Origin of the sequence: Pseudomonas sp. B37(2017) (genome assembly GCF_002112885.1) — a bacterium.
Lineage (GTDB): Bacteria > Pseudomonadota > Gammaproteobacteria > Pseudomonadales > Pseudomonadaceae > Aquipseudomonas > Aquipseudomonas paraglycinae.
The window spans coordinates 881,292-898,246 of sequence record NZ_NEIX01000001.1 but is presented as its reverse complement, the minus strand read 5'-3'; the positions used below and the strand labels follow the sequence as shown (position 1 = coordinate 898,246).

Here is a 16,955-nt window from a genome sequence, read left to right as displayed (position 1 = left end):
TTGTCTCCATTCCGTCGCCACCGGCGATTCATTCCAGGAGATTCCACATGAAACTGCTGCACATCGATTCGAGCATTCTGGGCGACAACTCCGCTTCCCGTCAGCTGAGCAGTCAAGTGACTCAAGCCTGGCAAGCTGCCGAGCCAAGCGCTGTCGTAACCTACCGCGACCTGGCCGCCGACGCCATCAGCCACTTCTCGTCGACCACCTTGGTGGCCGCCGGCACCACCGCTGAACTGCGCAACGCCGCACAACAGCACGAAGCCGAACTGAGCGCCACCACCCTGGCCGAATTCATCGCCGCCGACGCCATCGTCGTTGCTGCACCGATGTACAACTTCACCGTGCCGACCCAGCTCAAAGCCTGGATCGACCGCATCGCCGTCGCCGGCCAGACCTTCCGTTACACCGAAGCCGGCCCTGAAGGCCTGTGCGGTGGCAAGAAAGTGGTGATCGTGTCCACCGCTGGCGGCATCCACGCAGGTCAAGCTTCGGGCGTAGCGCACGAAGACTACCTGAAACTGGTCTTCGGCTTCCTCGGCATCACCGACATCGAAGTCGTGCGTGCCGAAGGCCTGGCCTACGGCGAAGAAGTGCGCAACAACGCCATGACTGCCGCTCAGGCGAAGATCAGCGAGCAACTGTTCGCCGCCGCGTAAGGCTTGCGTAAAGAACAGCTCCTGTTCAGGCAAACCCAAAAAAACTCTGTATTCTGGTTCCGCAAGGGCCAGATACGGAGTTTTTTGTTTCTGACTGTTACATAATCTGGCCCAGGTTATGCAGTCTGATGATCAACGTCTGAGTGCAACGTCGCGCCGGATCACCGAACCTCGGAATTTCGGGCGTCGAACACAACGGGTCTTTCGATTGAGTAACAACAGGGTGGGGCATCCCATGATGCGTCTTTGTGCAGCGTTACTGATTTGCCTGCTCGGCAGCCTGAATTCAGTGCACGCTGCGCCCGGGCAGCACCCGCGCTGGAGCGTCGGCTATCACGAGATGACGTTCCTCGATCCGCTCGACCTGCAACCGATGCGCGCCATCGCGTTCTATCCCTCCAGCGACCGCGAACACATGAGCCTGCTCGAAGGCTATTCTGTCGAAGCCGGCGAAGACACCAAAGTCGCCATCGGCCGCTTCCCGATGCTGATGCTGTCCCACGGCAACACCGGCACGCCACTGGCACTGCACGACCTGGCCACGTCACTGGCACGCAAGGGCTTTGTAGTGGTGGCGGTGATTCACCCCGGCGACAACTCCAAGGATCACAGCCGCCTCGGTACGTTGAGCAATCTCTATGGCCGGCCGATCCAGATTTCCGAAGCCATTACTGCGACGTTGGGCGATCGCATGCTCGCGCCGTATGTGAACGCCGAACAGGTTGGCGTGATCGGCTATTCGGCGGGCGGCGAAACGGCGTTGATTCTGTCCGGCGCACAGCCGGATCTGGATCGTCTGCGCCGTTACTGCCAGGAGCGCCCGGACGACCGCGACGCCTGCAACACCCAGGGTGAGTTGATTGTCGACCGCGACGATCTGCAACCGGTGGCCGATCCGCGCGTTCATGCGTTGCTGCTGATGGCGCCGCTGAGTCTCAAGTTTGGTCGTCACACCCTGGCCGATGTGCATGTGCCGGTGCTGCTGTACAGCGGCGATGGCGACAAGCTGGTGGCCTTCGATAAAAACGCTGCCGCCCTGGCGCGCAAGCTACCGACCGCACCCGACTTCAAATTGCTGGCCGGGGCAGGGCACTTCGTGTTCATGGCGCCGTGCACCGAAGAGCAGATCCTCGCCATGCCGGCGCTGTGCACCGATGCCGATGGCGTGGACCGCGAAGACATCCACCGCAATCTGATTTCCGAGGCCGGGCGGTTCTTCTCCCATGCCTTGGGCCGGCCGACCCGCGCGGGGATGCAGACGGCGGATCAGTGAGCCTTTACGTCATGGCTCGGCGCTTGAGCAGCAAGGTCAGTCCCAGTCCGGTCACGGACAGCACCGCTGCGCTGAAGAAAATCCACGAATAGCCCAGATTCAGCGCCACCGCGCCCATCAACGGCCCGGCAATCGCCAGCGCCAGATCGAAAAACACCGCATAGGCACTCAGCCCGGCACCGCGACTGGAGTTGGGCACTTGCTTGATCGCCTCGACGCCCAGCGCCGGGTACACCAGCGACAGACCGAACCCGGCCAGACCGGCGCCAATCAAGGCATACGCGGTCGAGGGCGCCAGCCACAGCATGACCAGGCCGACGGTTTCGATGGTCATGCAGGCAATCGCCGAGGTGAATCCGCCGAAACGCCCGATGGCCGAAATGAACAGCAGCCGCGACAGAATGAAACACACGCCGAATACGGTCAGGCAGTACGCCGCACCAGTCCAGCCGCGATTGAGGTAATACAGGGTGATGAAGGTGGTCAGCGTGCCGTAGCCAATCGATGCCAGGCTCAGACTGGCGCCGAACGGTGCAATCCGCCCGAACACTGCCCAGAACGGCAGCCGTTCACCGCGCACCACCGGCACCGACGGCTTGTTGCGGATCAGCAGCAGTGCGCCGGCTGCGAGCAGCGACAACGCAATGCCAAGGCTTTCGAAACCGTAATCGGCGACCATCACCACGCCCAGCGGCGCACCGATGGCAATCGCACCGTAGGACGCGATGCCGTTCCAGGAAATCGAGCGTGCGGTGTGTTCGGCACCGACCTGGCCCATGCACCAACTGATGGTGCCGACGCCGATCAAACCCTGCGCGATCCCCAGCAACAGGCGACCGACGATCAGGATCGACAGGCTCAACAACGGCAAGCTCTGCAGCAGCGTCGAAACCAGCGTCAACACGCCGCTGAGCACAATCCCCGACAAGCCATACACAATCGCCCGTTTGGTGCCGATGGTGTCCGACATGCGCCCGGCCATCGGTCGGCTGAGCAGGGTGGCCAGGTATTGCGAACCGATCACCAGCCCCGCGATCACGGCACTGAAACCCAATTGCTCGTGCACATAGCCGGGTAGCACCGCAATCGGCAGACCGATGCAGAGGAAGGCAATAAAGGTATAGAAAACGATGGAGACGATCTGCAGGGTGATCGCCATGGAGCTTTGCGGTGGCTGTTGCTGCGCAGACATGAGGACTCGTTCGCGGGCGGCGGTGGGAGAGTCCGCATCATGGCGTGGCGCTGAAATAAAAGAAAGCAGGCTAACTATCGTTTCCCCGTTTCCCCGTTTCCCCGTTTCCCGTTGATCGTTCCCACGCTCCGCGTGGGAATGCAGCCCGGGGCGCTCCGCGTCCCTTCCAGAGCTGGAACGCGGAGCGTCCCTTGAGGCATTCCCACGCAGAGCGTGGGAACGATCAGGAATGAGTAAAAAAAACCCTGTCACAAGGACAGGGCTTTCTGTTTACCGCTCGATTCGACTTAGAACACTACGCCTTGGCTGCGCAGGTAATCGTCGTAGGTGCCGCTGAAGTCGGTCACGCCGTTCGGGCTCAGCTCGATGATGCGCGTGGCCAGGGACGATACGAACTCACGGTCGTGGCTGACGAAGATCAGCGTGCCCGGGTAGTTTTCCAGCGCCAGGTTCAGCGCCTCGATCGATTCCATGTCCAGGTGGTTGGTCGGTTCGTCCATCACCAGTACGTTCGGCTTTTGCAGGATCAGCTTGCCGAACAGCATGCGACCTTGCTCACCACCGGAAATCACCTTCACCGACTTGAGGATCTCGTCGTTGGAGAACAGCATGCGACCGAGGGTGCCACGGATCACTTGCTCGCCCTGAGTCCACTGACCCATCCAGTCGAACAGGCTGACGTCGTCTTCGAAGTCGTGGGCGTGGTCCTGAGCGTAGTAGCCCAGCTCCGCGCTTTCGGTCCACTTCACCGTGCCTGCGTCCGGGGTCAGTTCGCCCATCAGCGTGCGCAGCAGAGTGGTCTTGCCGATACCGTTCGGGCCGATGATCGCCACGCGCTCGCCGGCTTCAACGGTGAAGCTGAAGTTCTTGAACAGGGTCTTGCCGTCGAAGCCCTTGGACATCTGCTCGATGGTCACGGCCTGGCGGTGCAGCTTCTTGGTCTGTTCGAAACGGATGAAAGGGCTCACGCGGCTCGATGGCTTGACCTCGGCCAGTTGGATCTTGTCGATCTGCTTGGCGCGGGAAGTGGCCTGCTTGGCTTTCGAGGCGTTGGCCGAGAAGCGGCTGACGAACGTTTGCAGTTCGGCGATCTGGGCTTTCTTCTTGGCGTTGTCCGACAGCAGTTGCTCGCGGGACTGGGTCGCCGCGGTCATGTACTCGTCGTAGTTGCCCGGGAACAGACGCAGCTCGCCGTAGTCCAGGTCGGCCATGTGGGTGCAGACGCTGTTCAGGAAGTGACGGTCGTGGGAAATGATGATCATGGTGCTGTTACGCGCCGTCAAAATCGTTTCCAGCCAGCGGATGGTGTTGATGTCCAGGTGGTTGGTCGGTTCGTCGAGCAGCAGCACTTCCGGATCGGAGAACAGTGCCTGGGCCAACAGAACACGCAGTTTCCAGCCCGGCGCAACTTCAGTCATCGGGCCGAAATGCTGTTCCAGCGGAATGCCCAGACCCAGCAGCAGTTCACCGGCGCGGGATTCGGCGGTGTAGCCGTCCATCTCGGCGAATTCGGTTTCCAGCTCGGCCACGGCCATGCCGTCTTCTTCGCTCATTTCCGGCAGCGAGTAGATGCGGTCGCGCTCGGCCTTGACCTTCCACAGCTCTTCGTGACCCATGATCACGGTGTCGATCACGGTGAATTCTTCGTAGGCGAACTGATCCTGGCGCAGTTTACCCAGGCGAATGTTCGGCTCCAGCATGACCTGGCCACCGGACGGCTCGAGGTCGCCGCCGAGGATTTTCATGAAGGTCGACTTGCCGCAACCGTTGGCGCCGATCAGGCCGTAGCGGTTGCCGCCGTTGAATTTGACCGAAACGTTTTCAAACAGCGGCTTGGCGCCGAACTGCATGGTGATGTTAGCTGTAGAAATCAAAGGTTTTTCCTGCGAAGCGTGCTGAGTAGCGAGGGTGCAGCCGGAGCGCTTGGCCCGAGTCGAAGTGCGCTGAGGCGGGACAATCCCGTCATCAACCAAGGGGGGCGCGTAAAGTTTGGCGGCGATTGTACTGGTCTGGCTCTTTAAACGATAGGGCAGTGACATCCCGATTGCCGTTTGGCGCGATCGCGGGACAGTTTTTCACAGATGAGTGTTCACTATTGGTTACAAACTGTGGCTAAAATGCCATCCATTCACCCAATGCCTTGTACGGCATGGGCTCAAGGATGCGCCACCGGGACGCTTTTTGATTTCAGACCACTGCCACAGACCTTGGGCCACAGCCCTAAAGGCGCGCAGTTTGTTCACTTCTGACGTGTGACGATTTCCGTGAAACTCATCATTGCCGCTGTATATGTCATTTCCATTGCATACGTTCACCTGCGCGGTCGCGTGCGCCACAAAATCGGTCGTCAACTGAGCGATCACTCTTCGTTTCTGGCACCGATCAACTGCTTCCTTTACCTGTTCTCGAAAAAACCCAACACGCCGTACCTGGATCCGAAGGACTTTCCGGATCTGAGCCCGTTGCAGGCGCACTGGGAAGAAATCCGCGAGGAAGGCCGCAACCTGCTGCGTGCCGGCGAAATCAAACGTTCCAACCAGTACGACGACGTCGGTTTCAACTCGTTCTTCAAGACCGGCTGGAAGCGTTTCTACCTGAAGTGGTACGGCGACAGCCACCCGTCGGCGCTGCAATTGTGCCCGCGCACCACTGAACTGGTGCAGAGCATCGGCTCGATCAAGGCTGCGATGTTTGCAGAATTGCCGCCGGGTTCGAAACTGGTGCGTCACCGCGACCCGTACGCGGGTTCCTACCGTTATCATCTGGGCCTGGAAACGCCGAACGACGCCGGTTGCTACATCAACGTCGATGGCGAGAACTATCACTGGCGTGATGGCGAAGCGGTGATGTTCGACGAGACCTTCATTCATTACGCAGAAAACACCACCGACCAGAACCGCATCATCCTGTTCTGTGACGTTGAACGTCCGATGAAGTATCGCTGGGCAGCGGCGTTCAACGGCTGGTTCAGCCGCACCGTGATGTCGGCGGCCGGTGCGCCGAACGATGCGGGTGACCGCACCGGTGGCATCAACCGTTTGTTTACCAGGATCTACAAGATCCGCCTGCGCGGCAAAGAACTGAAGAAGCGCAATCGCAAACTCTACTACATGGAAAAGTGGGCGATCTTCGGCGGTCTGCTGGCGATCTTCATTCTGATCTGACGAATCGGGCGACTGTTGAAAGACAGTCGCCCGATTTCATTTTCACGACGCTTTTTTGGTTTTTTTCGCCGCTGTGGTCTTGCTGGCGGTCTTCTTCGCCGGTTTGGCCGGGGCTTTCCCGCCGAGACTGCGCTTGAGCAGTTCGGTCAGGTCGATAACATCGGCCGATTTACGCTCTTCTTCACCGGAAACCGTCTCAACGTCTTCGATCTTGCCTTCATGGGCCTTTTTGTCCACCAGCGCCATGATTTTGTTTTCGAACTCGTCGTTGTAATCCTCTGGCGTCCAGTCCGCCGTCATGTCTTCCACCAGCCGTTTGGCCATGTCCAGTTCACCCTTGGCCAACTGCGGCTTGGTCACTTCGCTGCCCAGCGCCAATTCGTCGAGGCTGCGCACTTCCTGCGGCCAGCGCAGCTTCACCAGCACCAGCGCCGATTCCAGAGGCATCAGCGCCGCCAGGTATTGGCGCGTGTGTAAAACCACACGGGCGAGGGCGACCTTCTGGGTTTTGCTCAGGGTTTCACGCAGCAAGGCGTAGACCTTGCCACCGCGCTTGTCCGGGGCCAGGTAATAGGGCGTGTCGATGTTCTGCAACGGAATTTGCTCGCTGTCGACGAAGGCGAAGATGTCGATGGTTTGAGTCGATACCGGGTGCGCCGAACGGATTTCTTCTTCGCTGAGCACCACATAGCGGCCTTTTTCGAACTGCACGCCTTTGACGATGTGCTCTTTGGTGACTTCCTTGCCGGTGACCTTGTTGACCCGTTTATAGCCGACCGGATCCATGCTGCGGCTGTCGAGCCAGTCGAAATCGACGCCTTGGGACGAGGTCGCCGAAACGAGCGCCACGGGGATGTGCACCAGACCGAAACTGATTGCGCCTTTCCAGATTGCCCGAGCCATGGTGCTGTTCTCCGAGTGATGTTCGGGTGACCCGTGGCCCGGCGTAAAAGTTTCCGTTGTTTGCGGGGTGCGGCGGTAAACGGCAGGTCAAGCCGTGTTACATCTTGTTTAGCGGTGACGGGTTAACAAATCCGAACCCTGGGCGTAGCGTGGACTCGAAGGCTCTAATCCACGTGCATCGAGAGAGGCCGTTCATGAACCGTTTCCTGCTTGGCATTGCGTTGCTGGTCCTCAGTGGCGGGCTGGTTCACGCCGAGGACGCCACCACGCATTCATCGTTGTTGCTGGCACAAAGTCCGACCGGCAACAGCAACAACCCCTACAACAGCCCGATCCGCCGGGCGAACCCCAACAGCATGCAAGGCACCCAGCCCAGCGCTCCGCCTGTACGCGGGCCGAACACGGTGCCCGTGCCTCGGCCGCCGACCCTGGAAAACCACGGCATCGGCAATGGCCAGCCGCTGCGCTCGGTCCCGAGCACGCCACCCACCTTCATTCCCAATCCTCCAGCCCGTGACAGCGGGAGCAACCGTTGAATGGCAGAACCGCTTCTGTCAGCCCTTCAAACGAACAAAAGGAATCGTGCATGTTGCGTAAAACCCTTCTGGCCGGCCTGTGTGCCAGTGCACTGATCGCCGCCCCGGCGTTCGCTGCCGCTCCCAAAGAGCTGCAAAGCGAGCAGGGCACCCTTGAAGTCACAACGATTACCCAAGGCCTCGAGCATCCATGGGCCTTGGCGTTCCTGCCGGATCGCCAGGGCATGCTGGTGACAGAACGCCCCGGCAACCTGCGTGTGGTCGGCGCTGACGGCAAACTGTCTGCGCCGATCACCGGTGTGCCGGATGTCTGGGCCAAAGGGCAGGGCGGATTGCTCGACGTGGTGCTGTCACCGGATTTCAAACAGGATCGCCTCGTGTACCTGTCCTACGCCGAGGGCGGCGGAGCGGGTGACAAGGCCGGCACGGCGGTAGGGCGCGGGCGTCTGTCGGATGACCTGAAAACCCTGAAGGACTTCAACGTGATTTTCCGTCAGGAACCGAAACTGTCGGTCGGCAACCACTTCGGCTCGCGGCTGGTGTTCGACCGGGACGGTTATCTGTTCATCACTCTGGGCGAAAACAATGATCGCCCGACCGCGCAGGATCTGGACAAGCTGCAAGGCAAGGTCGTGCGGATCTACCCCGACGGCAAAGTACCCGATGACAATCCCTTTGTCGGCCAGTCCGGTGTGCGCCCGGAGATCTGGTCCTACGGGCACCGCAATCCCCAGGGCGCCGCGCTCAATCCGTGGACCGGAACCGTGTGGGAAAACGAGCACGGCCCGCGCGGTGGCGACGAGGTGAACATCATCGAACGCGGCAAAAATTACGGCTGGCCGCTGGCGACCCACGGCATCAATTACTCCATGCAACCGATCCCGGAAGCCAAGGGCAAGACCGCCGAAGGCACGGTCGGGCCGCACCATGTGTGGGAAAAGTCCCCGGGTGTCACCGGTATGGCGTTCTACGATGCCGATCGCTTCAAACCGTGGCAGCACAACGTGTTCATCGGAGCGCTGGTGACGCAGGAATTGATTCGCTTGCAGTTCGACGGCGACAGGGTGGTGCATGAAGAACGCTTGCTGGGCGAACTGAAACAGCGGATCCGTGATGTGCGCCAAGGGCCGGACGGTTACCTGTATGTGCTGACCGATGAGTCCGATGGCTCGCTGTACAAGATCGGACTCAAATGAACCTTCACGCGGGCGAGCGAGCATAAAGCACCACCGCTGCCCGCAACTTGCCGCGACCGAAGCGGCACATCTTCTCGAACTCCCCATGGCTGACCGGCACGTGCTGGCAGTCCATGGGCTGACGATGCTGGCTGTGATCGACATCAGGGTCGTGCAGGTAGACGAAGTCTTCATCGCAGTCGGTGACGATCACCCAGTGCGGCGATTTGGAACGGGTCAGGCGGTAGCTGCTGATCAGCACCAGAGGCTGTCCGCCGTTGGCCAGCAACGTGGGTAAATCCAGCGCTACGCCGATGACTTGATTGACATCGGTGTCGTTCATTTGCGCCATGAACTCGTCGTGTACCAGGCGCATGACATCTTTTTTATGCGCATCGCGCACGCCGTCGAGAAATAGCGGCCCGGTCATGCTCAGTTGCAAACGCACGTTGAAACCCCGGCGCCACGCCGCCAGTGCCAAGCCTTGCGGGCTGCAACCGCCATGGCCAGCCGTCATGAACACCGTGGTTGCCTCGCGCCATAACTGCAATTCTTCGCGCCGCTCCAGCAAGCGATCGGCCTGCAATGCGCCCATGGCCATCAACAAGCAGGCCGGGCCGCAGGTGAAATCGGTGGTTTGTCGGTAATAGGGGACCTTGATGTTGCGTGAGCCGCGGTGCTGGAGAATGCGTTTCTCCAGACGCGCCGCGTCGGCGTGATCCTCGTAGTAGTCATGGATCAGCGCAAAGCGCCGGTAACCGTTGCGCTCGTACAGGGCGATGGCGGCCGGATTGTCGGTGCGCACTTCCAGCCGCAGGTAGGCGCAGTCGTGCTCGAGCGCGCAGGCCTCGATCCGTTGCAGCAATTGCTTGCCCAGACCACTGCCGCGCGCCTCGGGAGCAATCGCAATCGAATACAGCCGGGCCAACGAGGTGCCGCGATGAAACAGCACCAGCGCATAACCGGCGAGTTGGCCCTCGCGTTCGGCCACCCACAATTGCCCGTGGGCCCGGGTGATCATCCATTGGAAACTGCGGCGGGTGAGCCGGTCCGTGGTGAAGCAGTGCATTTCCAGCGTGAGCAACGCTGGCAAATCATCAACGACCGCCAGGCGAAAAACAGCATTCATATGACCACCGTAAAAGTTGCGTAACGAAACGGGACTTTCGAAAAACTTCGTGCTTAATAGAAAAGGTCTTGTTCTCCAACGGATCAATTTCTATGTCAGCGGTACAGGGTCATTGGCGCGAAGTATCCAGTCAAAGTTTGCCACCGGCAACTTATTTAAAACCGCAGATCAGAACTTCCAGTCAAGTGTTGATCATCGTCGAACGCAAGGAAGACTGGGCCTCGTACTTTCCCAGCGAAGACATCCTGACGGCCCAGGAATACCTCGAACAACCACCCGACAGCGAGCCGGGAAAACGGGTGCAGGTGATCAATCTGTGCCGTAGCTACAAGTACCTGGGGCACGGCTACTACTGCTCGCTGCTGGCTGAAGCCCGGGGGCACAAGGTGATTCCTTCGGTGCGCACCATCAGCGAACTGACCCGGAAATCCCTTTACGGTCTGGCGCTGGATGACCTGGATAAAACCCTGGAAAAAGCCCTCAGCCATCATCTCTACAGCGATACCGAAGGTTTTACGCTGACACTTTATTTCGGCAGAACCCATATTGAGCCATTGCAGGATCTGGCCCGGCAATTGTTTGAAGTGTTCCCGTGTCCGATTCTGTTAGTTGAATTCCGTAGAACTAACGGCTGGCACATCGAAGGTATAAAGTCCGGCGCCTTGCACAAGTTGCGCGACGATCAGGAAGATCAGTTCGCCAATGCGCTGGACGGCTTCAGTCGCAAGATCTGGCGTGTTCCGCGTTCGCCGCAAGTGGCGCGTTATGACCTGGCGATCCTGCATGATCCGCAGGAGGCGTTGCCGCCGTCCAATGCCCGCGCTCTGGAAAACTTTGTGCGGGTCGGCAAGGGCATGGGCATCGATGTCGAGCTGATCGAACGCAAGGACTACGCAAGGCTGGCCGAGTACGACGGCCTGCTGATCCGCGAGACCACCAGCGTCGACAACCACACTTACCGCTTCGCCAAGAAAGCCGAAAGTGAAGGGCTGGTGGTGATGGACGACCCGACGTCAATCCTGCGTTGCACCAACAAGGTCTACCTCACCGACCTGCTCAACAGCCATCAACTGGGCATGCCGGCCACGGAAATTCTTTACAAGGAGCGACCCGAAGACTTCGAGCGGGTCGGCGAGCGCCTCGGTTTTCCGCTGGTGCTGAAGATCCCCGACGGTTGTTTCTCACGTGGCGTGATCAAGGTCGAGAGCCAAGAGGCTTTGCTGGAAGCCACCGCCGAGCTGTTCGAACATTCTGTACTGTTGCTGGCCCAGGAATTCTTCTACACCGAGTACGACTGGCGCATCGGCGTGCTCAACCGCAAACCGATCTTTGCCTGCCAGTACTTCATGTCCAAGGGCCATTGGCAGATCTACAACCACAAGGCCAAGGGCCAGGACGTCAACGGCGAATGCCGCACGCTGGCGGTCCACGAAGCGCCGCGTGCGGTGGTGGAACTGGCGGTGAAGACCGCCAACCTGATCGGCGACGGCTTGTACGGTGTGGATCTCAAGCAGGCCGGCGACAAAGTCGTGGTAATCGAGGTCAACGACAACCCGAACCTCGACGCCGGCATCGAAGACGCTTATTTGCAGGACGATCTGTATTCGCTGGTGCTGGAAGAATTCGTGCGGCGTCTCGAACTCAAGCGCCGTGGCCAGGCCTGGTGACCGGCCGATGATCAACAGCTTTGCACTCAATCACGGCGCCTTGCAGCGGGTCGAGCGGCTGGACGCCGAGGTGATGCTGTTCAGCGACCCCGACGCCGCCGAGCGCGACTTGCTGCACAGTCACTTCAAACTCGACGAGCACGCGCTGGCCTCGGCGCTGGATCCGGACGAGGTGTCGCGGATCGAGTTTCACCCAGATCACTTGTTTCTGATCTGGAAACGCCCGGAGAACTATTCCGGCGGCGGCAGCCTGGCGTTCGAGGTGTCGTCCTGTGGTTTGCTGTTCTCACCGGGCCAGTTGCTGGTGATCGCCACCGACGACACGCCGCTGCATGGTGTCGGTACACGTCAGCCATTGAACACGCCGCTGGATGTGTTGCTGGACCTGTTGTTCAACAACATCCATCACTACCTCGGGCATCTGAAGGTGATCAAACTGGTCGCCCGGGAGTTGCAGCAGAAATTCAACGCCTCGATGCAAAACCAGCATCTGGTGCAGATGTTCAACCTCAGCGAAAGCCTGATCTATTACATCAACGCCCTGCACAGCAACGGCGCGGTGCTGACGCGGCTGCGCAATCACGCGGAAAAGCAGCATTTCGGCAGCGAAGCGATCGGCCTGATCGACGACCTGATCATCGAAAACAACCAGTGCTACAAACAGGCGGAAATCTATTCGACGGTGTTCTCCGGGCTGATCGACGCCCGGGGCAACCTGATGAACAACAGCATGAACAACCTGCTGCGCAAACTGACGCTTATCAACGTGGTGTTCCTGCCGCTCAACCTGATTGCGAGCATCGGCGGCATGTCGGAATTCAGCATGATGACCGCCGGCACGCCGTGGTGGGTGTCGTACCCGTTGTTCCTGGCGGCGATGCTGTTGGGGGCGGGGGGGATGCTGTTCGGGCTCAGGCGTCTGGCGAAATGACCGGGGCCGGGCGTTTGCGATCCTGCAGGCCCCGAATCACCAGGTACAAAAGCGGCCCGACTGAAACAAACACCGCCGTCAGCAACAGATACGGCACCACGGACCAGCCCGACTGCCCACGCTTGCGCGCGTCCTTGTACATCCAGACGCCGGCCAGTGTTGCCAGCAGATAGAGGTCGATCACCACTTGCGCGGTGTCGGGCCGCGACATCAGGCTGATGCCGAAGTCGATCAGCGATTGCTCGGCTTGCAGCATCACGGAAACGGTATAGCCGCTGAAAGCGATCAACGCGGTGAGGGGCAGGGCGATGGACATCAGGTATTCCTTCCTTGGGCAGATGAGCGAAAGGCCAGCCTACAGACCCGCCACAAAATTCGCCATTGACTTGCCAGCAGCGCCCGGGCTAATTTCGAGCCCATGACTTCCACCGTACTGCGCTGCCAGCCAAGCATTATTACCGCCATTCCTCATTTGGCGGGCTAGCTCACGACTGCAGCACCCAACCCGCCCTAGAGGCGGTTTTTTACTTTCTGTCTCCGGGGTTCTGAATCAAAACGTCAGGAGACGACCATGCGCTACAACCCCGCCCAGCAAGCCCTGCTTGAGCAGTACGTGAAAAAGATCCTCGCCGCGCCGGTGTATGAACTGGCGGTGCGCACGCCGCTGCAACCGGCGCCGGCGCTGTCCGAAGCGCTGGGCAACCGGATCCTGCTTAAGCGCGAAGACCTGCAACCGACGTTCTCCTTCAAAATCCGTGGTGCCTACAACAAACTGGTGCAATTGAGCAACGAGCAAAAGGCGCGCGGGGTGATCACGGCGTCGGCGGGCAATCATGCGCAAGGCGTAGCGCTGGCGGCGCGGGAACTGGGTATTGCCGCGACCATTGTCATGCCGGCAACCACCCCGGAGTTGAAAGTGCGGGGCGTCAGCAGTCGTGGGGCCGAGGCGCTATTGCATGGCGAAAGCTTCCCCTTTGCCCTGGCTCACGCGCTGCAACTGGCTGAGCAGACTGGGCGAACGTTCGTTTCGCCTTTCGACGATCCCGATGTGATCGCTGGCCAAGGCACGGTCGCGATGGAAATCCTGCGCGAGCACCAGGGCGCACTGGATGCGATCTTCGTCCCGGTGGGCGGCGGCGGGTTGATCGCCGGCATCGCGGCGTATGTGAAATACCTGCGACCTGAAGTACGGATCATCGGTGTCGAGTCCGAGCACTCGGCCTGCCTGAAGGCTGCCATGCAAGCAGATGAGCGAGTGGTGCTGCCCAATGTGGGCACTTTCGCCGATGGCGTGGCGGTGGCGCAGATCGGCGCCTACGGGTTCGCGGTTTGTCGCTTCTGCGTGGATGAGGTCATCACCGTCAGCAACGATGAGCTCTGCGCGGCGATCAAGAATATCTACGACGATACCCGCTCGATCACCGAGCCTTCCGGTGCATTGGCGGTCGCAGGCATCAAACAGTACGTCGCGCAAACCGGCGCACGGAATCAGACGTTTATCGCCATCGATTCCGGCGCCAATATCAACTTCGACAGCCTGCGCCATGTCGCCGAGCGAGCGGCGGCGTGCGGCGTTGTGGCTTGAGATTATTCGGGAATGGCCACGCCAACCTTGTCCGCAGCCGACCAGATGCGGAAGCGCACTTCGACGTCCTGCGGTGCGTAGATCACGATCGGCAGCTTGCTGTTGTAGCGCACGGTGAAACCGTCACCGATCACCGGTACGAACGCGCGTTTTTTCGGGGTGTCGGGTGGGCAGGCCATCAGCGTGCTCATCGGGCCGCTGACTTTTTCCAGTCGGTAGAACGGATAGCCCCAGCCTTCGAGGTTTTTCTCTTCGAGGGTGCCGCCCAGACGCTGGCGGTTGCAGTCGACTTCGAGGGTCTTGCCAGCGAGGATTTCTACTTTGAAGTTTTCTTCCTGGGCTTGTTGCGGCAGGTGGATGACCTGACGCGTGAAGCCCGCTTCGGCCTTCGGATAGGGCGCGGTGTCTTCAAGTTTGGCGGCGTGGGCGAGGGTGGACAGGCTGGCGAGCATCAGGCCGGCGGTCGCGTAAACAGTGAAATTTCCCATTGAAGCCTCCTGGCGGGTGTACGTTGGTTGACGGGCATTCTCACTGTCACAGGCGATGAATGCAAACTGCCAGCCGCATGCAAATTGCAGTGCCTGCACGATCGAATCTTGCATTTTGCAACTGGCCAGTGGCGTCCCTTTTCCACAAGTCATTGATTTGCAAGGAGGTGAAAGCGACCCGATGAAAGGCACGTTTTATGCGTTGATTTGGTGCGGCGCACCGAGTCTGGGCGCCTACACTCCAATGGGCATTTCGCAGTACAGCCGCTTGTCACACCCAGGGATTCAGCGGGGATACACCCGTGGGAAGCCGTGGCAACGGTCAACGTGAATACTTGATTGGCAGTCTCACAGTAAGGAGAGGTTTCGCCATGTTTCTGTCTGCCTTGGAACTCCGCAACATCATAGAAAGCAGCTTTCTACCAAAACGCTGCCAGTGCACGCTGTCCCCGGATCTGTCGATGACCGTCAAGGTGTATGGCGATCACCAGACCGATCAGGTTGAGCTGCTGGTGAGTGGCATCGATGCCAGTCACTTGAACAGCTGTCGCGAAATCAACGGCCTGATCGCCGGGTTGCGCTCGGATCTTGCGCAACATTCGGCAACTCATTCAGTGCCGCGATCCCGAGTCGTCTAACCGACTGTTTCACCCAGTTCGACCGTCACGCGCCGGGCCTGCAAGAAGCCAAGGCCCAGCGCGAGCTCGACCAGCACCGCAAGCAGAATCCCGGGGCCGGCGTGGCCGTTGAGCCATTCAGCAAACCCCAGCACCGCCAGGCCAAAACAGCCGACGATAAAGCCGTTGCTCAGCGCATTGCGCGCGATCGACACCGGCGCGTTGCGCACCAGATAAAACATCACTCCTAACGCTGCAAACAGCACTGCGCTGCGCCGTGCGACGAATCCGGCTGCTTCCGAATACTCAATGCTCCAGATCGCCAGCAACATCTGTGGTGCCAGACCCCACGCCAAGGAAAGCAGGAAACACAGGGAGAAGGTGAGGGTCGAGAGTGTGCGGAACGACAACTGCATGGCGAATCCTTGCGGCAGTGAGGAGGGCCCCGAGCATACTCTTCGAGACCCGTGCTCGCCTACCGCAAAGGGGCAAATCAGAGCTTTCTGTCAGTTCTGGAAGCTGCACGCGTCAGATAATTTCCGGTAACTGATTTCCTCCGGTTTCCCGGTGTTGTCGAGGTACTTCATGTCGGCGGTGATGACCTTGCACTCCTGCGTCTGCGGCTCGGTCAGGGAAACCACTTTGGCGACATGCAGCGGCATGCCGTATTCATAGGGAACAGCCTTGGAGGTGTCATTGGCCTGGGCCAGCCCCGCAAATGCAGTGCAGGCGAGGACGGTGGTGAGCAGGAACGGACGAATGTTCATGATGGACTCCGGTGCGACGGAAATGGAGTTCGGCATGTTGCAAGCCAAACCTGCCGCACTGGGCGTCAGCCAGGGGCTGAGGGCGTGCGGTTCAGTAGAGTTTTTGACCGCGGCGTTAAGCGATGGTTAACCGGGCTGAACGCCGGCTGTCTGGGCGGGGATCGATTCGTGGGGGAGTCTCGGCGGATTCCTACAAGGGTGGATGCCTTGTCTGCTTTCGAGGGCTGGAGTGGGGCGGTTATGGTTTGGCGTCGCTGCAAAATCAGCGTCTTAGGTTTGGTCACCTAACGTAATCACCTGTGCATGTGTGCCATTATTCGCCCCGACGAACATTCGTGTCCGTGGAGTGCATTGCTGTGGCGGCTGTGTGCAGGGTCGCCTTCGGGCGAGCCGAGTCAGGTGGTTCTCGGTTGACCAAGCCTGTTCACAGTCCGCCTCCCCATCGTTTGGTCACGGTGCTGGCGGTTACTTTCAAGCTGCCTTGAGTAATTCCAATGCCAATCCTGAAATTAAGCTCCGCCCGCTACCTCCCGCTCAACAGCGGCGTCACCGACAGCGCACCGCTGGTCATCGACACCCAAGCCAACCCGAAAGACCTCTTCGAAGCCGCTGTGCAACGCATCCGCGCCGCCAGCGACCTGCTCGAAACCTTGCACTGCCTGTGCTTCAAACACGCCGATGTCCAGGACATTCCCCACATCACCCATGCGCTGTATCTGCTGACGCAGGATGGCAGTGATTTGCTGCAGGTTGCGCAGCAGAGAATGTTGAACTGGCAGGCGCCGGTTTGATGGTTTGAAAAGCGGCCTGGTATTCACGGGCAGAAGCATTATCTGCCCGTGATGCTGTTGGAGGCTTTCGATGAGCTA

At 59.7% G+C, this 16,955-nt stretch carries 18 protein-coding genes and 1 pseudogene; 11 read left to right on the top strand and 8 right to left on the bottom strand.

Annotated features, from left to right (window positions below):
• The first annotated feature begins 47 nt into the window (after positions 1-47).
• Together CAF90_RS04060 and CAF90_RS04055 are read left to right on the top strand one after the other, a co-directional pair.
• Entirely contained in the window at positions 48-659 is a 612-nt protein-coding gene (locus CAF90_RS04060) for an FMN-dependent NADH-azoreductase (RefSeq protein WP_085603899.1), read from the top strand.
• Positions 660-894: 235 nt separating this feature from the next.
• On the top strand, positions 895-1,932 hold the full coding sequence (locus tag CAF90_RS04055; protein WP_007957461.1) for a hypothetical protein: 1,038 nt from the start codon (positions 895-897) through the stop codon (positions 1,930-1,932).
• A gap of 4 nt (positions 1,933-1,936) precedes the next feature.
• On the opposite strand, the gene CAF90_RS04050 is transcribed toward CAF90_RS04055, so the two are convergent.
• Positions 1,937-3,124: an MFS transporter gene (locus CAF90_RS04050; protein WP_085603896.1), complete on the bottom strand. Its 1,188-nt coding sequence runs from the start codon at positions 3,122-3,124 to the stop codon at positions 1,937-1,939.
• A 287-nt stretch (positions 3,125-3,411) separates the two neighbouring features.
• Positions 3,412-4,998 carry an ABC-F family ATPase gene (locus CAF90_RS04045; protein ID WP_045121838.1) on the bottom strand — a complete coding sequence of 529 codons (1,587 nt, stop codon included), beginning with the start codon at positions 4,996-4,998 and terminating at the stop codon, positions 3,412-3,414.
• A 390-nt stretch (positions 4,999-5,388) separates the two neighbouring features.
• On the opposite strand from CAF90_RS04045, the gene lpxO reads away from it, so the two are divergent.
• Entirely contained in the window at positions 5,389-6,288 is a 900-nt protein-coding gene (lpxO, locus tag CAF90_RS04040; protein WP_085605156.1) for a lipid A hydroxylase LpxO, read from the top strand.
• A gap of 42 nt (positions 6,289-6,330) precedes the next feature.
• Here the strand turns inward: lpxO and CAF90_RS04035 are convergent, their stop codons facing one another.
• A complete protein-coding gene (locus CAF90_RS04035; RefSeq protein WP_007957454.1) occupies positions 6,331-7,191 on the bottom strand; it encodes a Ku protein in 861 nt (286 codons plus the stop codon).
• 194 nt (positions 7,192-7,385) lie between these two features.
• On the opposite strand from CAF90_RS04035, the gene CAF90_RS04030 reads away from it, so the two are divergent.
• Positions 7,386-7,727, top strand: a complete 342-nt coding sequence (locus CAF90_RS04030) for a hypothetical protein (RefSeq protein WP_085603893.1) — start codon at positions 7,386-7,388, stop codon at positions 7,725-7,727.
• Between the two features lie 50 nt (positions 7,728-7,777).
• On the top strand, positions 7,778-8,923 hold the full coding sequence (locus tag CAF90_RS04025) for a PQQ-dependent sugar dehydrogenase (protein ID WP_085603890.1): 1,146 nt from the start codon (positions 7,778-7,780) through the stop codon (positions 8,921-8,923).
• A gap of 4 nt (positions 8,924-8,927) precedes the next feature.
• On the opposite strand, the gene rimI is transcribed toward CAF90_RS04025, so the two are convergent.
• On the bottom strand, positions 8,928-10,031 hold the full coding sequence (gene rimI, locus CAF90_RS04020) for a ribosomal protein S18-alanine N-acetyltransferase (protein WP_085603887.1): 1,104 nt from the start codon (positions 10,029-10,031) through the stop codon (positions 8,928-8,930).
• A gap of 92 nt (positions 10,032-10,123) precedes the next feature.
• Here rimI and CAF90_RS04015 point away from each other — a divergent pair, with 92 nt between their 5' ends.
• Together CAF90_RS04015 and CAF90_RS04010 are read left to right on the top strand one after the other, a co-directional pair.
• Positions 10,124-11,698: a RimK family protein gene (locus CAF90_RS04015; protein WP_085603884.1), complete on the top strand. Its 1,575-nt coding sequence runs from the start codon at positions 10,124-10,126 to the stop codon at positions 11,696-11,698.
• A gap of 7 nt (positions 11,699-11,705) precedes the next feature.
• Positions 11,706-12,629 carry a magnesium transporter CorA family protein gene (locus CAF90_RS04010; RefSeq protein WP_064381745.1) on the top strand — a complete coding sequence of 308 codons (924 nt, stop codon included), beginning with the start codon at positions 11,706-11,708 and terminating at the stop codon, positions 12,627-12,629.
• Here the strand turns inward: CAF90_RS04010 and CAF90_RS04005 are convergent.
• Positions 12,610-12,948: a DUF2834 domain-containing protein gene (locus CAF90_RS04005; RefSeq protein WP_085603881.1), complete on the bottom strand. Its 339-nt coding sequence runs from the start codon at positions 12,946-12,948 to the stop codon at positions 12,610-12,612. The genes CAF90_RS04010 and CAF90_RS04005 overlap by 20 nt on opposite strands.
• Before the next feature lie 252 nt (positions 12,949-13,200).
• Between CAF90_RS04005 and ilvA the strand changes: the two are divergent.
• Positions 13,201-14,190: pseudogene (gene ilvA / locus CAF90_RS04000) on the top strand (threonine ammonia-lyase, biosynthetic); the annotation flags it as partial.
• A gap of 26 nt (positions 14,191-14,216) precedes the next feature.
• On the opposite strand, the gene eco reads toward ilvA, so the two are convergent.
• Positions 14,217-14,702 (bottom strand): serine protease inhibitor ecotin, encoded by a 486-nt coding sequence (gene eco / locus CAF90_RS03995; protein WP_085605154.1) that lies wholly within the window; start codon positions 14,700-14,702, stop codon positions 14,217-14,219.
• A gap of 371 nt (positions 14,703-15,073) precedes the next feature.
• Between eco and CAF90_RS03990 the strand changes: the two genes are divergently transcribed.
• Positions 15,074-15,340 (top strand): DUF1652 domain-containing protein, encoded by a 267-nt coding sequence (locus CAF90_RS03990; RefSeq protein ID WP_007957441.1) that lies wholly within the window; start codon positions 15,074-15,076, stop codon positions 15,338-15,340.
• Here the strand turns inward: CAF90_RS03990 and CAF90_RS03985 are convergent.
• Positions 15,337-15,735 carry a hypothetical protein gene (locus CAF90_RS03985; protein WP_085603875.1) on the bottom strand — a complete coding sequence of 133 codons (399 nt, stop codon included), beginning with the start codon at positions 15,733-15,735 and terminating at the stop codon, positions 15,337-15,339. The two genes, CAF90_RS03990 and CAF90_RS03985, sit on opposite strands and share 4 nt — an antisense overlap.
• A 90-nt stretch (positions 15,736-15,825) precedes the next feature.
• Positions 15,826-16,086 carry a DUF2790 domain-containing protein gene (locus CAF90_RS03980; protein WP_085603872.1) on the bottom strand — a complete coding sequence of 87 codons (261 nt, stop codon included), beginning with the start codon at positions 16,084-16,086 and terminating at the stop codon, positions 15,826-15,828.
• Between CAF90_RS03980 and CAF90_RS29515 the strand changes: the two genes are divergently transcribed.
• Together CAF90_RS29515 and CAF90_RS03970 are read left to right on the top strand one after the other, a co-directional pair.
• Positions 16,079-16,216, top strand: coding sequence for a hypothetical protein (locus tag CAF90_RS29515; protein WP_170929350.1), 138 nt, complete (start codon positions 16,079-16,081; stop codon positions 16,214-16,216). The two genes, CAF90_RS03980 and CAF90_RS29515, sit on opposite strands and share 8 nt — an antisense overlap.
• 364 nt (positions 16,217-16,580) lie before the next feature.
• Positions 16,581-16,877, top strand: coding sequence for a hypothetical protein (locus CAF90_RS03970; protein WP_085603869.1), 297 nt, complete (start codon positions 16,581-16,583; stop codon positions 16,875-16,877).
• Positions 16,878-16,955: the final 78 nt, after the last annotated feature.

What these genes read in the sequence shown, in the direction of transcription:
- CAF90_RS04060 (WP_085603899.1), top strand. Translation starts at nt 48, where the DNA reads ATGAAACTGCTGCACATCGATTCGAGCATTCTGGGCGACAACTCCGCT.
- CAF90_RS04055 (WP_007957461.1), top strand. Translation starts at nt 895, where the DNA reads ATGATGCGTCTTTGTGCAGCGTTACTGATTTGCCTGCTCGGCAGCCTG.
- CAF90_RS04050 (WP_085603896.1), bottom strand. Translation starts at nt 3,124, where the DNA reads ATGTCTGCGCAGCAACAGCCACCGCAAAGCTCCATGGCGATCACCCTG.
- CAF90_RS04035 (WP_007957454.1), bottom strand. Translation starts at nt 7,191, where the DNA reads ATGGCTCGGGCAATCTGGAAAGGCGCAATCAGTTTCGGTCTGGTGCAC.
- CAF90_RS04030 (WP_085603893.1), top strand. Translation starts at nt 7,386, where the DNA reads ATGAACCGTTTCCTGCTTGGCATTGCGTTGCTGGTCCTCAGTGGCGGG.
- CAF90_RS04025 (WP_085603890.1), top strand. Translation starts at nt 7,778, where the DNA reads ATGTTGCGTAAAACCCTTCTGGCCGGCCTGTGTGCCAGTGCACTGATC.
- rimI (WP_085603887.1), bottom strand. Translation starts at nt 10,031, where the DNA reads ATGAATGCTGTTTTTCGCCTGGCGGTCGTTGATGATTTGCCAGCGTTG.
- CAF90_RS04015 (WP_085603884.1), top strand. Translation starts at nt 10,124, where the DNA reads ATGTCAGCGGTACAGGGTCATTGGCGCGAAGTATCCAGTCAAAGTTTG.
- CAF90_RS04010 (WP_064381745.1), top strand. Translation starts at nt 11,706, where the DNA reads ATGATCAACAGCTTTGCACTCAATCACGGCGCCTTGCAGCGGGTCGAG.
- eco (WP_085605154.1), bottom strand. Translation starts at nt 14,702, where the DNA reads ATGGGAAATTTCACTGTTTACGCGACCGCCGGCCTGATGCTCGCCAGC.
- CAF90_RS03990 (WP_007957441.1), top strand. Translation starts at nt 15,074, where the DNA reads ATGTTTCTGTCTGCCTTGGAACTCCGCAACATCATAGAAAGCAGCTTT.
- CAF90_RS03985 (WP_085603875.1), bottom strand. Translation starts at nt 15,735, where the DNA reads ATGCAGTTGTCGTTCCGCACACTCTCGACCCTCACCTTCTCCCTGTGT.
- CAF90_RS29515 (WP_170929350.1), top strand. Translation starts at nt 16,079, where the DNA reads ATGTTCATGATGGACTCCGGTGCGACGGAAATGGAGTTCGGCATGTTG.
- CAF90_RS03980 (WP_085603872.1), bottom strand. Translation starts at nt 16,086, where the DNA reads ATGAACATTCGTCCGTTCCTGCTCACCACCGTCCTCGCCTGCACTGCA.
- CAF90_RS03970 (WP_085603869.1), top strand. Translation starts at nt 16,581, where the DNA reads ATGCCAATCCTGAAATTAAGCTCCGCCCGCTACCTCCCGCTCAACAGC.